This window comes from Candidatus Polarisedimenticolaceae bacterium (assembly GCA_036376135.1).
GTDB lineage: Bacteria > Acidobacteriota > Polarisedimenticolia > Polarisedimenticolales > DASRJG01 > DASVAW01.
This window is the reverse complement of record DASVAW010000129.1, coordinates 38162-53335: the sequence shown is the minus strand read 5'-3', so window position 1 is coordinate 53335 and position 15174 is coordinate 38162. Positions and strand designations below refer to the sequence as shown.

At 71.2% G+C, this 15174-nt stretch carries 15 protein-coding genes; all 15 read right to left on the bottom strand.

Annotation, left to right across the window (positions count from 1 at the left end):
- Positions 1-16: 16 nt before the first annotated feature.
- Positions 17-496 carry a hypothetical protein gene (locus VF139_13200; protein HEX6852349.1) on the bottom strand — a complete coding sequence of 160 codons (480 nt, stop codon included), beginning with the start codon at positions 494-496 and terminating at the stop codon, positions 17-19.
- Positions 493-957: a hypothetical protein gene (locus tag VF139_13195; GenBank protein ID HEX6852348.1), complete on the bottom strand. Its 465-nt coding sequence runs from the start codon at positions 955-957 to the stop codon at positions 493-495. Before VF139_13195 ends, VF139_13200 begins: the two co-directional genes overlap by 4 nt.
- Before the next feature lie 2 nt (positions 958-959).
- Positions 960-1727 carry a type III pantothenate kinase gene (locus tag VF139_13190; protein HEX6852347.1) on the bottom strand — a complete coding sequence of 256 codons (768 nt, stop codon included), beginning with the start codon at positions 1725-1727 and terminating at the stop codon, positions 960-962.
- On the bottom strand, positions 1702-2499 hold the full coding sequence (locus VF139_13185; protein HEX6852346.1) for a biotin--[acetyl-CoA-carboxylase] ligase: 798 nt from the start codon (positions 2497-2499) through the stop codon (positions 1702-1704). The genes VF139_13190 and VF139_13185 overlap by 26 nt, the downstream gene beginning before the upstream one ends.
- Positions 2496-3356, bottom strand: a complete 861-nt coding sequence (gene nadC / locus VF139_13180; GenBank protein ID HEX6852345.1) for a carboxylating nicotinate-nucleotide diphosphorylase — start codon at positions 3354-3356, stop codon at positions 2496-2498. Before nadC ends, VF139_13185 begins: the two co-directional genes overlap by 4 nt.
- Positions 3353-5995, bottom strand: a complete 2643-nt coding sequence (locus tag VF139_13175; GenBank protein HEX6852344.1) for a valine--tRNA ligase — start codon at positions 5993-5995, stop codon at positions 3353-3355. Before VF139_13175 ends, nadC begins: the two co-directional genes overlap by 4 nt.
- A gap of 4 nt (positions 5996-5999) precedes the next feature.
- Positions 6000-6719 (bottom strand): response regulator, encoded by a 720-nt coding sequence (locus VF139_13170; GenBank protein ID HEX6852343.1) that lies wholly within the window; start codon positions 6717-6719, stop codon positions 6000-6002.
- A complete protein-coding gene (locus VF139_13165) occupies positions 6719-7129 on the bottom strand; it encodes a cobalamin B12-binding domain-containing protein (protein ID HEX6852342.1) in 411 nt (136 codons plus the stop codon). Before VF139_13165 ends, VF139_13170 begins: the two co-directional genes overlap by 1 nt.
- An 8-nt stretch (positions 7130-7137) precedes the next feature.
- On the bottom strand, positions 7138-8748 hold the full coding sequence (locus VF139_13160) for a methylmalonyl-CoA mutase family protein (protein ID HEX6852341.1): 1611 nt from the start codon (positions 8746-8748) through the stop codon (positions 7138-7140).
- A gap of 104 nt (positions 8749-8852) precedes the next feature.
- A complete protein-coding gene (raiA, locus tag VF139_13155) occupies positions 8853-9407 on the bottom strand; it encodes a ribosome-associated translation inhibitor RaiA (protein ID HEX6852340.1) in 555 nt (184 codons plus the stop codon).
- A 30-nt stretch (positions 9408-9437) separates the two neighbouring features.
- Positions 9438-10892 carry an RNA polymerase factor sigma-54 gene (gene rpoN, locus VF139_13150; GenBank protein HEX6852339.1) on the bottom strand — a complete coding sequence of 485 codons (1455 nt, stop codon included), beginning with the start codon at positions 10890-10892 and terminating at the stop codon, positions 9438-9440.
- Between the two features lie 22 nt (positions 10893-10914).
- The gene (gene lptB, locus VF139_13145; protein ID HEX6852338.1) at positions 10915-11661 is read right to left on the bottom strand and encodes an LPS export ABC transporter ATP-binding protein; all 747 of its coding nucleotides are present in this window, start codon (positions 11659-11661) and stop codon (positions 10915-10917) included.
- A 17-nt stretch (positions 11662-11678) separates the two neighbouring features.
- On the bottom strand, positions 11679-13598 hold the full coding sequence (locus VF139_13140; GenBank protein HEX6852337.1) for an LptA/OstA family protein: 1920 nt from the start codon (positions 13596-13598) through the stop codon (positions 11679-11681).
- Positions 13599-13608: 10 nt separating this feature from the next.
- Positions 13609-14397, bottom strand: coding sequence for an enoyl-CoA hydratase-related protein (locus VF139_13135; protein ID HEX6852336.1), 789 nt, complete (start codon positions 14395-14397; stop codon positions 13609-13611).
- Entirely contained in the window at positions 14394-15164 is a 771-nt protein-coding gene (locus VF139_13130) for an ATP-binding protein (GenBank protein ID HEX6852335.1), read from the bottom strand. The genes VF139_13135 and VF139_13130 overlap by 4 nt, the downstream gene beginning before the upstream one ends.
- Positions 15165-15174 lie beyond the last annotated feature (10 nt).

The window sequence follows — 15174 nt, the reverse complement described above, 5'->3', positions numbered from 1 at the left end:
GACCGGCGGAAGTCTATCAGGAGCGGCGGGCGCGCAGGTGATCGAGGATCGCCCTCCGGCGGGTGCTCGCGAAGGCAGCGGGCGTCATCTTCGCGCGCCAGGGCGCGAGCGCGGCGTCCGCGGCGCGCTCGGCCTGCGCGACGGCCTCGGAGGAGGCCTCGGCCAGCACGGTGGCGTCGTCTTGCGGATCGGCCGCCGGCGCCGCCGGGCCTGCGGGTCCGGAGGACCGGGTCGCTCCGACCCGTCCGTCGACGACCGCGCTCCACTGGTGCTCGACCGCGCTCGCGATCGAGGCGAGGGAGCGCACGTCCTTTCCCTTCGCCTTGCGGTGCTCGATCTGCTCGACCACGAGAGCCAGCGGGACGCCTCGCGCGAGCCAGCCCGACAGGAGCGCGAAGTCTCGCGGGGACATCACGACCGCGCGTCCCGAAGCCTGCGCGAGCGCGCGCTCGAGGGCGCGGGCGTACCGGGCCGCCTGGGCGGGGTCGGCGTTCACGCTCCGTGCTTGAGCGAGAGCACGAGATGGTCGACGCAGGTACGGATCGTCCTGAAGCAGGCCCGGAAGGCGGGAAGCGCCTCGCCGACGGGATCGGCCAGGTCGGAGGCGTCCTCCTGGGGCACCGGCCCCGTCTCGAAGGCACGCAGCACCGTCACCGTCGCGTGGGCCCCCGGGAACGCGTCGCGGATCCGATCGGCCTGGCGCTGCTCCATCGCGATCACGAGGTCGGAGGTCGCGACCTCGTGGGCGTGCAGCCCGCGCGACCGGTGGCGGGTGAGATCGAAGCCGTGCTCCGCGGCCACGCGGACCGCGTTCGCCGCGGCGGGGGCGGCCTCGATCCCGAGCGTCCCTGCGGACTCGACCACGAGGTGGCTCAGCCCGTCCATCGCGGCGCGGTGCCGGAGATACCCCGCGGCCATCGGGCTGCGGCAGATGTTCCCGGCGCAGACGAACAGCACCTTCAACGGCGGTTTTTCTCCCAGATCAGTCGAAGCCCCTCGAGGGTGAGTCCCGGGTCGACGGCGTCGAGGAAGCCGAGGGCGTCCTTGAAGACCGGCGCCACGCCCCCGGTCGCCACGACCGGGGCTTCGACGCCCAACTCCGCGCGGAGCCGCCGCACCAGCCCCTCGACGAGGCCGACGTAACCGTGGAAGAGCCCCGACTGGATGCTCTCCTGGGTCGTGCGGCCGATGACGCGCGCGGGCTCGCGCACCTCCACGCGCGCGAGTCGCGCCGCGCGGTTGAACAGCGCCTCCGCCGAGATGCCGAGCCCGGGGGCGATCACCCCGCCCAGGTACTCGCCGCGAGGGCTCACCACGTCGAAGGTCGTGGCGGTTCCGAAGTCGAGGACGATCACCGGCGCGCCGTACTTCCGCACGGCGGCGACCGCATTGACGATCCGGTCGGCGCCCACCTCGTGCGGATTGTCGTACAGGATCGGAAGCCCCGTCTTCACGCCGGGGGCGACGAACAGCGGCTCGGCTCCGAAGTACCGCCGCCCCACCGCGTCGATCATCCGGTCGAGATCCGGGACGACGGAGGAGACGATCATCCCGTCCACGTCCGACGGGTCGAGTCCGACGGCCGCGAACAGCTGGCGCCACACGATGCCCGTCTCGTCCGCCGTCGCGTCCTTGCGCGAGGCGATCCGCCAGTCCGCCCGAAGGGCGTCGCCGTCGAACAGGCCCAGGACCGTGTGGGTGTTACCGACATCCACCGCCAGCAGCATGCCCCGTCTCCCAAGACACAAGGACGTCGACCGAATGCAGGGTAGCGCGGGTTCCGTCGTCGCGCTCCACGCGGAGCGCTCCGTCGGGGGCGAGACCGCGCGTCACCGCCTCGTAATCGCCGTCCGGGTCGCGGACGCGCACGCGGGCTCCCGCCGCGCGGGGGGCGCGCGCGCTCCAGCGCGCGGCGACCTCGTCGAAACGCCCCTCGGCGAGCGCCGGTGCGAACGACGCGAGCCGGGACAGGAACGACTCGGCGACGCGCTCGCGCGCCGGGGCCTCCCCGCCGAGCGCGAGGGCCAGCGAGGTCGCGAAGGGGCCGAGCTCCGCAGGGAAGTCCTCCGCGCGGTGGGCGACGTTGAACCCCGCACCGAGGACGAGCTCGGTCGAACCATCCGGGAGCGCGCGCATCTCCGAGAGGAACCCGGCGAGCTTGCGGTCGTCGAGGAGGAGGTCGTTCGGCCACTTCACCTCCACCCCGCGGACACCCAGGTCCTCGCAGGCCTCCGCCCCCGCCGCCGCGGCCGCCAACGCCCATCGCGGCGCCTCGGCGACGGGGCGCCGGGGACGCAGGAGCACGGACAGGTACAAGCCGAGGCCCGGCGCGCTGTGCCACGCCCGTCCCAGACGGCCGCGTCCGGCGTCTTGCGCACCCGCGATCACCACGGTCCCCTCGGGCGCCCCGGCGGCCGCGAGGCGGCGCAGGTCGTCGTTTGTGGAGCCGGTGCGCTCGAGACGGATCACGCGCGAGACGAACGCGAGATCGTCGATCACGCCAGCGGCTCCAGATCCATCGCGAGGTCCGCGGACCGCACCGAATGGGTGAGCGCGCCGACGCTCAGGCAGTCGACCCCGGTTTCGGCCACCTCGCGCAGGGCCCCCGGCCGCAGTCCCCCGGAGGCCTCGAGGACCGCGCGCCCCTTCCCCCGCGTCACGCAGCGCCGCAGCGTCGCGAGGTCCATGTTGTCGAGCAGGACACGTCCCGCTCCGGCGGCGATGGCCTCCTCCATCGCCTCGGGGGTCGCCACCTCCACCGTGATCGCCTGCGGCGGGACGCCCGCGTCGAGAGCGAGCCTCACGGCCCGCCCGATCGGCCCCGCGATGGCCAGGTGCGTGTCCTTGATCATCACGGCGTCGTGGAGCCCGTAACGGTGATTGGTCGCCCCGCCGCAAGCCACGGCGTATTTGTCGAGCATCCGGAGGCCGGGGGCGGTCTTCCGCGTGTCGAGGATCGTCGCCCCGGTCCCGGCGACCTCCTCCACCGCCGCGCGCGCCGCCGAAGCGATGCCGCACAGGCGCTGGAGCAGGTTGAGGGCGGTTCGCTCCCCCGCGAGGAGCGCCCGCGCGAGGCCGGAGACGACCAGGAGGGCGTCCCCCGCCGCGGCGGCGCTTCCGTCCTCCCGCCGGTCCTCCACGACGACCGCGGGGTCGAGCGCGCGGAAGACCTCGACGGCGACGGGGACGCCGGCCACGACCAGCGGCTCCCGGGCCACGAGGACGGCGCGGCCCCGCGCCCCCTCGGGGACGACCGCACGTCCCGTCAGGTCGCCGGAGGCGCCGAGGTCCTCGTCGAGGGCGGCGCGCACGACGCGGCGCACCGCCTCGCGGTCGGGGGCCGGTCCCGCGCTCACCGCCCGCCGAGCGCCGCGAGCGTCGCCTCGAGCTTCTTCTTCCGCTCGAGCAGCTCCCGGTGCGCGGCGCGCTCCTTCTCGACGACGTCGGCCGGGGCGCGCTCGAGGAAGGACTCGTTGTTGAGCTTGCGCGATCGGACGTCGACGTCGGCGACGATCTTCTCGAGGTCCTTCGAGAGCCGCTTGCGCTCGGCATCGAAGTCGAGCAGCCCCTCGAGCGGAATCGCGATCTCGATCCCGCGCGCGATCCCCCGGGCGGCGACGAGGGACGAAGGAATCTCGGGAAGGACCTCGACCTTTCCCGCCTTGACGAGAGTGGCGACGAGGCGCGCCTGGTCCTCGAGCAGGCGCGCGTTCCTGGGGCTCGTCGCGTGCATCCGCACCTCCACGCGGCGCGACGGGTCGATCCCCGTCTCCGCGCGCAGGTTGCGGATCTTCACGACGAGCTCCTGGAGCAGCTCGACGTCGCGCTCCGCCTTCGCGTCGGCGAGCGCGGGGTCCGCCTTCGGCCAGGACGCCGCGGCGAGGAGCGTTCCCTCGTGCGGGAACTTCTGCCAGAGCTCCTCCGTCACGAACGGCATGAACGGGTGGAGGAGCCGGAGGATCGTGTCGAGGACGTCGAGCAGCACCGCGCGGGCGGTCGCCACGCGCGCCGGGTCGGCGTCGTCGGCGAGGTCGGGCTTCACGAGCTCGATGTACCAGTCGCAGAACTCGTGCCAGACGAAGTGGTAGAGGGCGTCGGCGGCGTGGTCGTAGCGGAACTGCTCGAGGGCGCGGTCCACCTCTGCGGTCACGGCATGCGTGCGCGAGAGGATCCAGCGGTCGACGAGCGCGAGCGAGCCCGGATCCCAGCGCTCGCGCGGCGGATCCTCGCCGACCTTCATCATCACGAACCGGCAGGCGTTCCAGAGCTTGTTCGCGAAGGCGCGGTACCCCTCCATCCGCTCGTGGGCGAGGGGGATGTCGTTCCCGGGGGCCGCGAGGATCGCCATCGTGAAGCGCATCGCGTCGGTGCCGTACTTGGACTGGAGCTCGGCGGGATCGATCGCGTTCCCCTTGGTCTTCGCCATCTTCTGGCCCTGCGCGTCGCGCACGAGGCCGTGGATGTAGACCTGACGGAAGGGAACCTCCTCCTGGAACTTGAGGCCCATCATGATCATCCGGGCGACCCAGAAGAAGATGATGTCGAACCCGGTGATCAGCAGGTTCGTCGGGTAGTAACGCGCGAGATCGGGCGTCGCGCCCGGCCAGCCGAGCGTGGAGAACGGCCACAGCGCCGACGAGAACCACGTGTCGAGGACGTCCTCGTCCTGGCGGAGGGCTCCGCCGCAGCGGGAGCAGGCCGTGAGGTCGGCCTCGCTCACCTCGACGGTGCCGCATGCGTCGCAGTACCAGGCGGGGATCCGGTGTCCCCACCAGAGCTGGCGCGAGATGCACCAGTCGTGGATGTTGCGCATCCACTCGAAGTAGGTCTTCGACCAGGTGCCGGGCACGAACTCGATGCGGCCGGCCTCGACCGCCTCGATCGCGGGACGCGCGAGCGGCTCGATCTTCACGAACCACTGCGTGGAGACCAGCGGCTCCACCACGGTGTGGCAGCGCTGGCAGTGGCCCACGGCGTGGACGTGGTCCCGGGTCTCGACGAGGAGCCCCTGCTCCTCGAGCTTCTGGAGCACGCGTTTGCGCGCCTGGAACCGGTCGAGCCCCGCGAACTCCCCCGCCTCGGAGGTCATCTTGCCGAGCGGATCGATGACGACGATCTCCCCGAGGCCGAGCCGCCGGGCCGCGGCGAAGTCGTTGGGGTCGTGCGCGGGGGTGATCTTCACCGCCCCCGTGCCGAACGCGGGATCGACGAACGCGTCCGCCACGATGGGGATCGTGCGTCCGGTCAGCGGGAGGGAGACCTGTCTGCCGACCACACCCCGGTAGCGCTCGTCGTCCGGATGCACCGCGATCGCGACGTCCCCGAGCATCGTCTCGGGCCTCGTCGTCGCGACCTGGACCCCCTTGCCGCGGCCGGAGGCGTCGGGGTACCGCACCGTCCAGAGCTTGCCGTTCTTCTGCTCGTGCACGACCTCGAGGTCGGAGATCGCCGTGTGACAGCGCGGGCACCAGTTGACGATGTACCGGTCCCGGTAGATCAGGCCCTCGCGGTAGAGTCGGACGAAGACCTCGCGCACGGCGCGCGAGAGCCCTTCGTCCATCGTGAACCGCTCGCGGGACCAGTCCACGCTCGAGCCGAGGTCCCGCAAGGCGCCGGTGATCCGCCGGGCGTAGGTCTCCTTCCATTCCCAGACGCGCGCGACGAACGCCTCGCGCCCCAAACCGAGGCGGTCCTTGCCCTCCTTGGCGAGCTCGCGTTCGACCACCATCTGCGTGGCGATCCCCGCGTGGTCGGTGCCGGGGAGCCACAACACGTCGCGCCCCTGCATCCGGCGCCAGCGCGCCATGACGTCGTGCAGCGTGTAGACGAGCACATGGCCGACGTGGAGGTTCCCCGTCACGTTGGGGGGAGGGATGACCATGCAGAACGGCTCCCCCGCGCCCTCGCGCCCCGCGCGGAAGATCCCGGAGGACTCCCACGCCTCGCGCCAACGGGGTTCGAACTGCTCGGGCCGGAATTCCTTGTCGATCGCCATCGGATCAGCGGACCTCGCGTTCGTCCCGCTCGAGCTGGCGCAGGCGCTCGCGGACGATGGCTTCCGCCAGGTCCGGGACGACCTCCCACGCGATCTCGCGGAGGATCGGTTCGGAGAGTTTCGCGACCACGAGCCTCGCGATCGCCTCCACGTCGGCGTCGGTGAGCGTGCGCTCGGGCGCGGGAACCGGCTCGGCGGGCGCGGGCGCCGGCTCGGCGGACGCCGGCACCGCCTCGACGACCGGCTCGGGCGCTCGCGGCGGCTCGGGCTCCGGGCGCACCCGTCCCGCCATCTCGTCGAGCACGGCCTCGAGCTCGTCTTCCTCCTCGGCGAGGGGGAGGACGACCGGGGCGGGAATCCCCCGCGGCGCGAGCAGGCGCGCCACCTCGTCGACGAGGGTCTTCGTGTCGAAGGGCTTCACGAGATGGGCATCGGCCCCGCAGGCGGCCGCGCGATCGGCGTCGAAGGGCTCGAAGGTGCCCGCGAGGAGCACGACGGGAACGGGATGCTCGGAGGCCTTCACGACGCGGCAGATCTCGTATCCCGCGGGCTCGGGCATCACGACGTCGGCGAGGACGAGGTCGGGTCTCAGGCGCGCGATCTTGTCGAGCGCCTCCTGCCCCGAACCGGCCGTCTCCACGCGGAGGTCGGAGTCGGCGAAGGTGATCTCGACGACCTTGCGGATCGTGACGCTGTCGTCGGCGATCAGCAGCGTGCGGCGCATCAGAGCCGCCGGGGGCGGACGTTCGCCTTCACCCACTCCACGGCGGCCTCCGTGGAGGTCCCCGGGGTGAAGATCTCGAGGACGCCGGCCGCCTTCAGTCCGGGGATGTCCTCGTCGGGGACGATGCCTCCTCCGAAGACGGCCACGTCCGAGGCCCCGCGTTCCCGGAGCAGCTCGAGCACGCGCGGGAAGAGGTAGTTGTGCGCTCCCGAGAGGATCGACAGGGAGACGGCGTCCACGTCCTCCTGGATCGCGGTCTGCACGACCATCTCGGGGGTCTGATGCAGGCCCGTGTAGATGACCTCGAATCCGGCGTCGCGGAAGGCGCGCGCGATGATCTTGGCTCCCCGGTCGTGCCCGTCGAGGCCGACCTTGCCGACGAGAAGGCGCAAGCGACGTTCCTCGGACACGTCCCCTCCTAGAGGATCGAGACCTCGCGATAGGTGCCGTAGACCGGCACGAGGCTCTCGCTGATTTCCTGAACGGTCCCGTAGGCGCGGACCGCCTCGAGCATCGGCGGCATCGTGTTCTCCCCGCGCTCGGCGGCGCGCCGAAGCTCGGCCAGCGCCGTCCGCAGCCGTGCGTCGTCCCGCCGCGCGCGCACGTCGGCGAGCCTCCGGAGCTGCGCGGGCTCGACCTCGTGGCCGATCTTGAGGATCTCGGGGCGTTTCTCGTCGCGCTGCACGTACTTGTTCACGCCGACGATCGTCTTTTCTCCCGAGTCGACCTGGCGCTGGTAGCGGTACGATGCGTCCGCGATCTCCTTCTGCGGGAAGCCCCGCTCGATCGCGGCCACGATCCCCCCCATCTCGTCGATGCGCCGGATGTAGTCGAGCGCCTCGGCCTCGACCTTGTCGGTCAGCGCCTCGACGAACCACGATCCGCCCAAGGGGTCGGCGGTGTTCACGATCCCCGACTCCTCCGCGAGGATCTGCTGCGTGCGCAGCGCGACCGTCACGGCCTGCTCGGTCGGGAGCGCGAGACTCTCGTCGAACGAATCGGTGTGCAGCGACTGCGTTCCCCCGAGGACGGCGGCGAGCGCCTGGACGGTCACGCGCGCGATGTTGTTGAGGGGCTGCTGCGCCGTGAGCGAGCACCCGGCGGTTTGGGTGTGGAACCGGAGCATCCACGACCGGGGGCTTTTCGCCCCGAACCGCTCACGCATCACGCGGGCCCAGATGCGGCGGGCGGCGCGCATCTTGGCGATCTCCTCGAAGAAGTCGTTGTGCGAGTTGAAGAAGAACGACAGGCGCGGGGCGAAGGTGTCGACGTCGAGGCCGGCGTCGATTCCGGCCTTCACGTAGCCGATGCCGTCGGCGAGCGTGAACGCGAGCTCCTGGACCGCCGTCGAGCCGGCCTCGCGGATGTGATAGCCGGAGATGGAGATCGTGTTCCACTGCGGGACCCGGCGGGTGCAGAACGCCATCATGTCCGTGATGAGCGCCAGGCTCGGCCGCGGCGGGTAGATCCACTCCTTCTGCGCGATGTACTCCTTGAGGATGTCGTTCTGGAGGGTCCCGCGCAGCTTCTCGAACGGCACGCCCTGTTTCTCGGCGACCGCGAGGTACATGCAGAAGATCACCGACGCCGGGGCGTTGATCGTCATCGACGTGGAGACCTGGTCGAGCGGGATCCCGCCGAAGAGGATCTCCATGTCCGCCAGGGTGTCGATCGCGACCCCTTCCTTCCCCACCTCGCCGCGCGCCATCGCGTCATCGCTGTCGCGGCCCATCAGCGTCGGCAGGTCGAAGGCCACCGATAGACCCGTCTGCCCCTGGCCGAGCAGGTAGTGGAAACGCGCGTTGGTGTCCTCGGCGGATCCGAATCCGGCGAACTGCCGCATCGTCCAGAGGCGGCCGCGGTACATCGTCGGGTGGATGCCGCGCGTGTAGGGATACTCACCCGGATCGCCGAGCTTCTCCTCGTAGCGGAAGCCGGGCTCGAGCGCTGCCGGCCCGTACAGCGGCTCGATCGGCATGTCGGACACCGTCGTGAAGCGCACCGGCCGTTCCTTGCGGTCGTCGCTCATGCTGGGGGCTCCTCGCAGGCACACGCCCGTCCCAAGATGTTGCAGGCCGGGAAGTTAGCAGGCCGCCCCGCGAGGGGTCAAGCGTTTGCGGGCGATCGACCGGGTCAGAACTCCGGGTCGACGAGGCCGATCGCGCCGTCGGCGCGGCGGAAGACGACGTTGACGCGGTAGGTGTCGGCGTCGCGGAACACCAGGACCTCCGAGCCCGTCGCCTCCAGCTCCGACGCGGCGTCGTCCGCCGACAGGGGCTTGAGGCGATACCGCGGGATCCGGACCACCTTCGCCGCCTTGGCCTTCCGGCGCGCCGGTTTCTCCGCGGGGGCCTCGACGATGGCGGCGACCGCCTCGGCCGCCTTCTTGCCGGTGCGGCGCTTGCGCTCCTGGAGCTTTTCCTTCTGGCGGTGTGCTTGCGCGGTGATCTTGTCGACGACGTCGCCGATGGAGGCGTAGAGGTCGGCGGTCTCCTTCGAGCCGGAGAAGATCCCCACCTTGGATTTGACCTGGATCTCGGCCAGGTGACGGTGTTTCTCCACCGCGAGCACGACGTGGGCCTCGAGGGGGCCGTCGATCAGCTTGTCCAGCTTTCCCAGCTTCTCCATGGCGAAGCGCTTGAGAGCCGGGGTCACTTCGACGTGCCTTCCGACGATGTTCATCCGCATCGGTTCACCTCGCTCGGGGGCCGTGGACGGTCACTGGAACACCTGTTTGCGACTGCTCGACGACGGGATCTTGAGCTCCTCGCGGTACTTCGCGACGGTGCGGCGCGCGATCTGGAGCCCCTCGGCCTTGAGGATCTTCACGATCGCGGCGTCGGAGAGCGGATGCCGCGCGTCCTCGGCGACGACGATCTTCTTGATGCGGTCCTTGACCGTCAGGGACGAGACGCTCTCGCCGCCGCGGATCGACGCGATCCCGCTGTGGAAGAAGAAACGCATCTCGTACAGACCGCGGTGCGTGTGCATGTACTTGTTGTTCACCACACGGCTCACCGTGCTCTCGTGCATCCCGATGTCGTCCGCGACGTCCTTGAGGACGAGAGGACGCAAGCGCTCGATCCCGTAGTCCAGGAAGTCGCGCTGGAACTTCACGATCGAGCGGGCGACCTTGTAGATCGTCCGCTGGCGTTCCTCGAGGCTCTTGATGAGGCGGAACGCCGAGCGCAGCTTGTCGCGGACGTACTCCTTCGCCTCGGAGGAGGTGGCCTGCGCGCCCCGCTCCACCATCCGTCGGTAGACCGGACTGATCCGCAGGCGCGGGAGGCCCTCCTCGTTGAGGAGGATCTGGTAGTCGTCGTCGATCTTCACGACGTACACGTCGGGCACCACGTAGCGGCTGCTCTCGACGTTGTACTTCTGACCCGGGCGCGGGTCCAGGCCGCGGATGATCTCGAGCTCGGCCTGGAGATCGTCCATGTCGAGCCCGAGCGTCTCGGCGAGCTCGCGGTACTTGCGCCCCTGGAGCTTGTCCATGTGGAAGCGGACGATCGTCTCGGCGGGCGTGCCCTCCTGCCCGAGGTGGCGCAGCTGCAGGGTCAGGCATTCGACGAGGTCGCGCGCGGCGACGCCGACCGGGTCGAACCCCTGGATCAGCGCGAGTCCCTCCCGGACCTCCTCGACGCTCCAGTCGCCCATCTGCTGGATCTCGTCGAGGCCGGCGCGCAGGTAGCCGTCCTCGTTGAGGTTCCCCACGATCGCGGCTCCCACGGCCTGGAGTCGTTCCGAGGCCGGGGCGAGCCCGAGCTGCCAGAGGAGGTGGTCCGCGAGGTTCTGCTGCTCGGCGAGCGTGTTCTCGAACGACGGGAGCTCCTCGCCGGAGTCCACGGGCGCCCGCGGCATCCAGCCGCCGTCGACGTCCTGGAAATAGGATTCGTAGTCGATCTCCTCGTACGGGTCCTTCTCGCGATCCTCGGTGCGCCGCTCGTCCGCGGGCGCCTCCTCGGCCGTGGCGGCGTCGGCCTCGGCGCGCTCCTCGGGGGTCGCGTCCCCCACGACCTCGTCGAGGACCGGGTTCTCGGTGAGCTCCTGCTGGATCTCGTCGACCAGCTCGAGCTTCGACATCTGGAGGAGCTTGATGGCCTGCTGGAGCGACGGCGTCATGATGAGCCGCTGGCTCATCTTGACGGTGAGCTTCTGTTCGAGCGCCATCGCGGCTCGTCGGCCTCCGTGATCAGTGCAGGCGGAAATTCTCGCCCAGGTAGACCCGCCGTACTTCAGGATCCGAAGCGAGTTCGGCCGGCGTGCCGTGCCTGAGGATTCGGCCCGAGCCGATAATATAGGCCCGGTCCGTAATCTGTAAAGTCTCGCGGACGTTGTGGTCGGTGATGAGCACGCCCAGGCCGCGATCCTTGAGTCGCGTCACGATCTGCTGGAGGTCCGCGACCGCGATCGGATCGATGCCGGCGAACGGCTCGTCCAGGAGCATGTAGCGAGGCTCGGCCGCCAGCGCCCGGGCGATCTCCGCGCGGCGCCGCTCGCCGCCGGACAGCGCGAACCCGGCGGTCCCGGCGACGCGGTCCAGGCCGAAGTCCTCGATCAGCGATCGGCATCGCTCCTTCCGCGCCTCGGCGTCGAGTCCGTGCAGCTCGAGGACCGCGAGGAGATTCTGCTCCACCGACATGCGACGGAAGATCGAGGCCTCCTGCGGGAGGTACCCGACGCCGCGCCGTGCGCGCAGGTACATCGGAAGCGAGGTGATGTCCTCACCGTCGAGGGTCACGCGCCCGCCTTCCGGGGGGACCAGGCCGAGCACGAGGTAGAACGACGTCGTTTTCCCCGCGCCGTTGGGTCCGAGCAGGCCGACGATCTCCCCGGGCTCGATCCGGACGCTCACGCCGTCCACGACCTTGCGGCCGCGGTACGACTTCGCGAGATCCTCCGCCACGAGCCCCGCGACCGCCGGGGACGGCTCCGCCACCGCTCGTTCTCCTGTTCTCAGGGCGCCCGTTCCGAGGTCGACTCGACCTCCACGACGTCCGCGTCGAGCCGGTAGCGTAACACCCTGCCGGTCGTCGTCCCGCCCTTCTCTCCCTCGCGACGCACCTCGGCCGGCGCCTTGTCTCCGAACAGGCGCGCCACCGAGGCGACGGGGTCCCACACCAGCCGGTCCGCCTTTCCGGTCACCGGTCGCGGCATCCCCTGCTCGTCGGTGTCCGCGAACTCGAGACGCACGTTGTCGAACGCGCGCACCTCGCGGATCCCCCCCTCGGGCTTGCGGAGGAGCACCACGAGCCGCGCGCTTTCGAACCATCCCTCGGCGAGACGGGCGCGGACGTTGCCGGTGTAGGTGGCCTGCGACTCGGCGCCGCGGTAGGCCAGGGCGTTCGAGGTGACTTCGAGGTAGTCGGCGTCGGAGGCGGCCGCCTGTTTCCCGCGCGGCAGACGCGTCGCGACCTTGCCGCGCGCGTCGAGCGCGTCGCCCTTGGCGTCCGCGTCGACCTCGTCGGCGGAGAGGGTCCGATCCTCCTGCCAGCCGCGGACCGCCTGGCGGAATCGCAGTTGCCGCCCTCCGTCCTCGCTCTCGAGGCGGCCGGCCACGAAGTGCACGGTCTGCTTGGCGTCGAACAGCGCGGCGCCTGCCGCGGTGCGCTCGGCGTCGGGGAGAAGCGTCGCCTCGACGCGGCCTTCCGCCTCGAGGCGGTCGCCGCGCGCGGAGGCGACGATCCGATCGGCGACGACGCGCGTGCGGCCGCTGCGCACGCGGGCGCGGACCGTACCGGCCGCTTCGAGGGTGACCTTCCCGAAGGGCTCGCCGGGAGCGAAGGTCGCGCGGTCGGCTTCGCCCGCCGCGTCGCGACCTTCGAACCGCACGCCGTCCCTGGCCTGGCCCTGGCGCAGCGTCCCGGCGGCGTCGAGCACCCCCTCGAGGGTGCCGCATTGGAGGCGGGCCGGAGACCCGCCCCACATCCCGTTCCAGACGACTCCGCCTTCCGCGTCGACGTCGAATCCGCCCTCGGCCCTCGCCGCGGCCTCGATCGTCGCGGCGAGGAGGGAGGCCTGCGGCTGCTCGATGCTCGCGTTCCCGCGGAGGATCGCGGCGGTGACCCGACCTTCGGCGTCCCAGGTCACGTCGGCCTGCGCGGCGCGCCAGGACGTGGGCTTGCCCGGCTCGCGCTCGGCGACTCCCTGGACGGAGCCGTTCGCGGTCAGGCGGCGTACGCGGCCGTTCTCGTCCCGCTCGGCGGTCGCGTCGTCCGCGCGAAGCTGGTCCGTTCCCGCGCGGTAGTCCACGCCCCCGTCCAGCCGCAGCGCCCCGGTGGAGCGGTCGATCGCCACCCGGCCGGCCACGAGGGTCGCTCCCTCGACGGTCGACGCCTCGAGTCGATAGAGCTCGCTCGTGGCGCCTTTCGCGAGACCGTAGACCGCCGCGCTCGCCGTCCCCCTCCAGCCGGGGGCCTCGATCTCCACCTCGCCCAAGGACCTCGCCGTCCCCTGGATCTGATCGATCTCGATCGAAGGGAGCCGGACCTGCAGTCCGGCGGCGGCGTCTCGCATCTCCACGCCGCCGTCGAGACGGATGACGCGCCGGCCTTCCGCGCCGGCGCCCGAGCCGCGGTCGGCGCGCAGGACGAGGGGGTCCGCGCCCTCGCGATCGATCTCGATGCGCTCGACCCCCTCGAGCGTGAACCCGCCCTGCGCGTCGAAGCTCCCGAGCTTGGCGCTGACGCTCAGGCGGCGGCGTCCGCCCACCAGATCGGTGAACGTGAACCCCTCGATGTGGGTGTCCGTCCCTGGCCCGACGTCCGACAGCGACGCGACCGGCCGGTCGCTGCGCCGGAGCACGAGCCAGATCGAAGCGGCGCCGGCGACGAGCAGGATCGGGATGGCCAGACGCAGGCCGCGCAGGCGTGCCACGGAAACGCGCTCAGCGTCCCGGAAACACGGGTTTCCGCTTCTCGAGGAACGCGCGCGTCCCTTCGCGGAAATCGTCCGTCGCGAAGCACAGGCCGAACAGGGCGGCCTCGAGCCGCAGCGCCTCCGCCTGCGAGGTCTCGGCGCCCGAGATCACGGCCTGCAGCGCCCGCGCGAGGGCGACGGGGCTTTTCTGCCGGAGCTTCGCGACGTACGCGTCGACCGCGGCGACGAGCCCTTCCGCCGGGACGAGACGGTCCACGAGGCCGATGCGAAGGGCCTCCGCGGCGTCGATCGTCTCCCCCGACAGGATGAGATCGAGCGCCTTGCCGCGCCCGACGAGCCGCGTGAGCCGCTGCGTGCCTCCCGCCCCGGGGATCAGCCCGAGGAGGACCTCGGGCTGGCCGAACTTCGCGGCGTCGGAGGCGATCCGGACGTGGCACGCCATCGCGAGCTCGCATCCGCCGCCGAGTGCGAACCCGTTCACCGCCGCGATCACCGGCTTGGGCGATCGCTCGACGCGCTCGAACGACGCGAGCAGGCGCAACGAGAACTCCTGGCCGTCCCGCGCGTCGAGTCCGGCCATCTCCGCGATGTCCGCGCCCGCCACGAACGCGCGTTCGCCCGCCCCGGTGACGACGATCGCCCCCGCGTCGGGATCGTGCAGCGCGCGGTCGATCGCCACCGGGATCTCGTCCACGGTGGCGCGGTCGAGGGCGTTGAGCTTCTCGGGGCGGTGGATCGTGATCCACGCCGCGCCGCCTCGGATCTCGTAACGCAGGTTCCGGAGCTCGGCGGTCATCGCTTGCGTCCCTCCGGGCGCGCCGCGTGGAAGTCCGCGTTCAGGATCTCCCGCCGGAAGTCGCCGCCGCGCACCTCCACGATGGTGCACATCTCGAAGAGCCGCGAGAGGAGCGGCTCGCCAAGTCGGTCGTACAGCGTGAGCGCCTCGCGGAGGGGATCCGCGGGAGCGGCGCTTCCCGGCTCGCCGATCGGGCGGTTGGTCGTCGCGAGGATCGGAAGGCTGGCGTTGTAGCGGTGGCCGATGATGTCGTGCAGTACGTCCCGCGCCCAAGGCGTCGTGCGTCCCGCTCCGAGGTCGTCGAGCACCAGAAGCTCCGCTTCGAGGATCGGCTCCAGGATGTCCGACTCCGATCGGGAGGAGCCGGCGTCGAAGGTCCCCTGGAGCGCCTTGAGCAGCTCGCGCTGGTCGTAGAAGAGCGCCTTGCAGCCCTTCGCCTCGACGAGCGTGCGCACGGCTCCCACGAGCAGATGCGTCTTGCCCGTCCCCGGCGGGCCCCAGAGCAGAAGACCGTGCGTGACGTCGAGGGGCCACCGCTCGACCCAGTCGGCGACGTGCTGTTTCGCCTTGGCCTGGCTCGCGTCGCGGGGGCCGTAGTTCTCGAGCGTGCAGTGCTCGTAGCGTCGGGGGATGCGCGCGAGCTTGAGCAGCGCGGCATTCCGGTCGCGGGCGGAACAGGCGCAACGTACCGAGGTGACGACCCCGCTCTCCGAGGTGCGCAGCTCGAACCCCGTCCCGCCGCACGTCGCGCAGACCGGATCGCCCACGATCGCAACC

Excerpts from the sequence above, each read along its gene's own strand:
- VF139_13175 (HEX6852344.1), bottom strand. The coding sequence starts at position 5,995 with ATGGCGATCGACAAGGAATTCCGGCCCGAGCAGTTCGAACCCCGTTGG.
- raiA (HEX6852340.1), bottom strand. The coding sequence starts at position 9,407 with ATGCGGATGAACATCGTCGGAAGGCACGTCGAAGTGACCCCGGCTCTC.
- VF139_13160 (HEX6852341.1), bottom strand. The coding sequence starts at position 8,748 with ATGAGCGACGACCGCAAGGAACGGCCGGTGCGCTTCACGACGGTGTCC.
- VF139_13170 (HEX6852343.1), bottom strand. The coding sequence starts at position 6,719 with ATGCGCCGCACGCTGCTGATCGCCGACGACAGCGTCACGATCCGCAAG.
- rpoN (HEX6852339.1), bottom strand. The coding sequence starts at position 10,892 with ATGGCGCTCGAACAGAAGCTCACCGTCAAGATGAGCCAGCGGCTCATC.
- VF139_13135 (HEX6852336.1), bottom strand. The coding sequence starts at position 14,397 with ATGACCGCCGAGCTCCGGAACCTGCGTTACGAGATCCGAGGCGGCGCG.
- VF139_13190 (HEX6852347.1), bottom strand. The coding sequence starts at position 1,727 with ATGCTGCTGGCGGTGGATGTCGGTAACACCCACACGGTCCTGGGCCTG.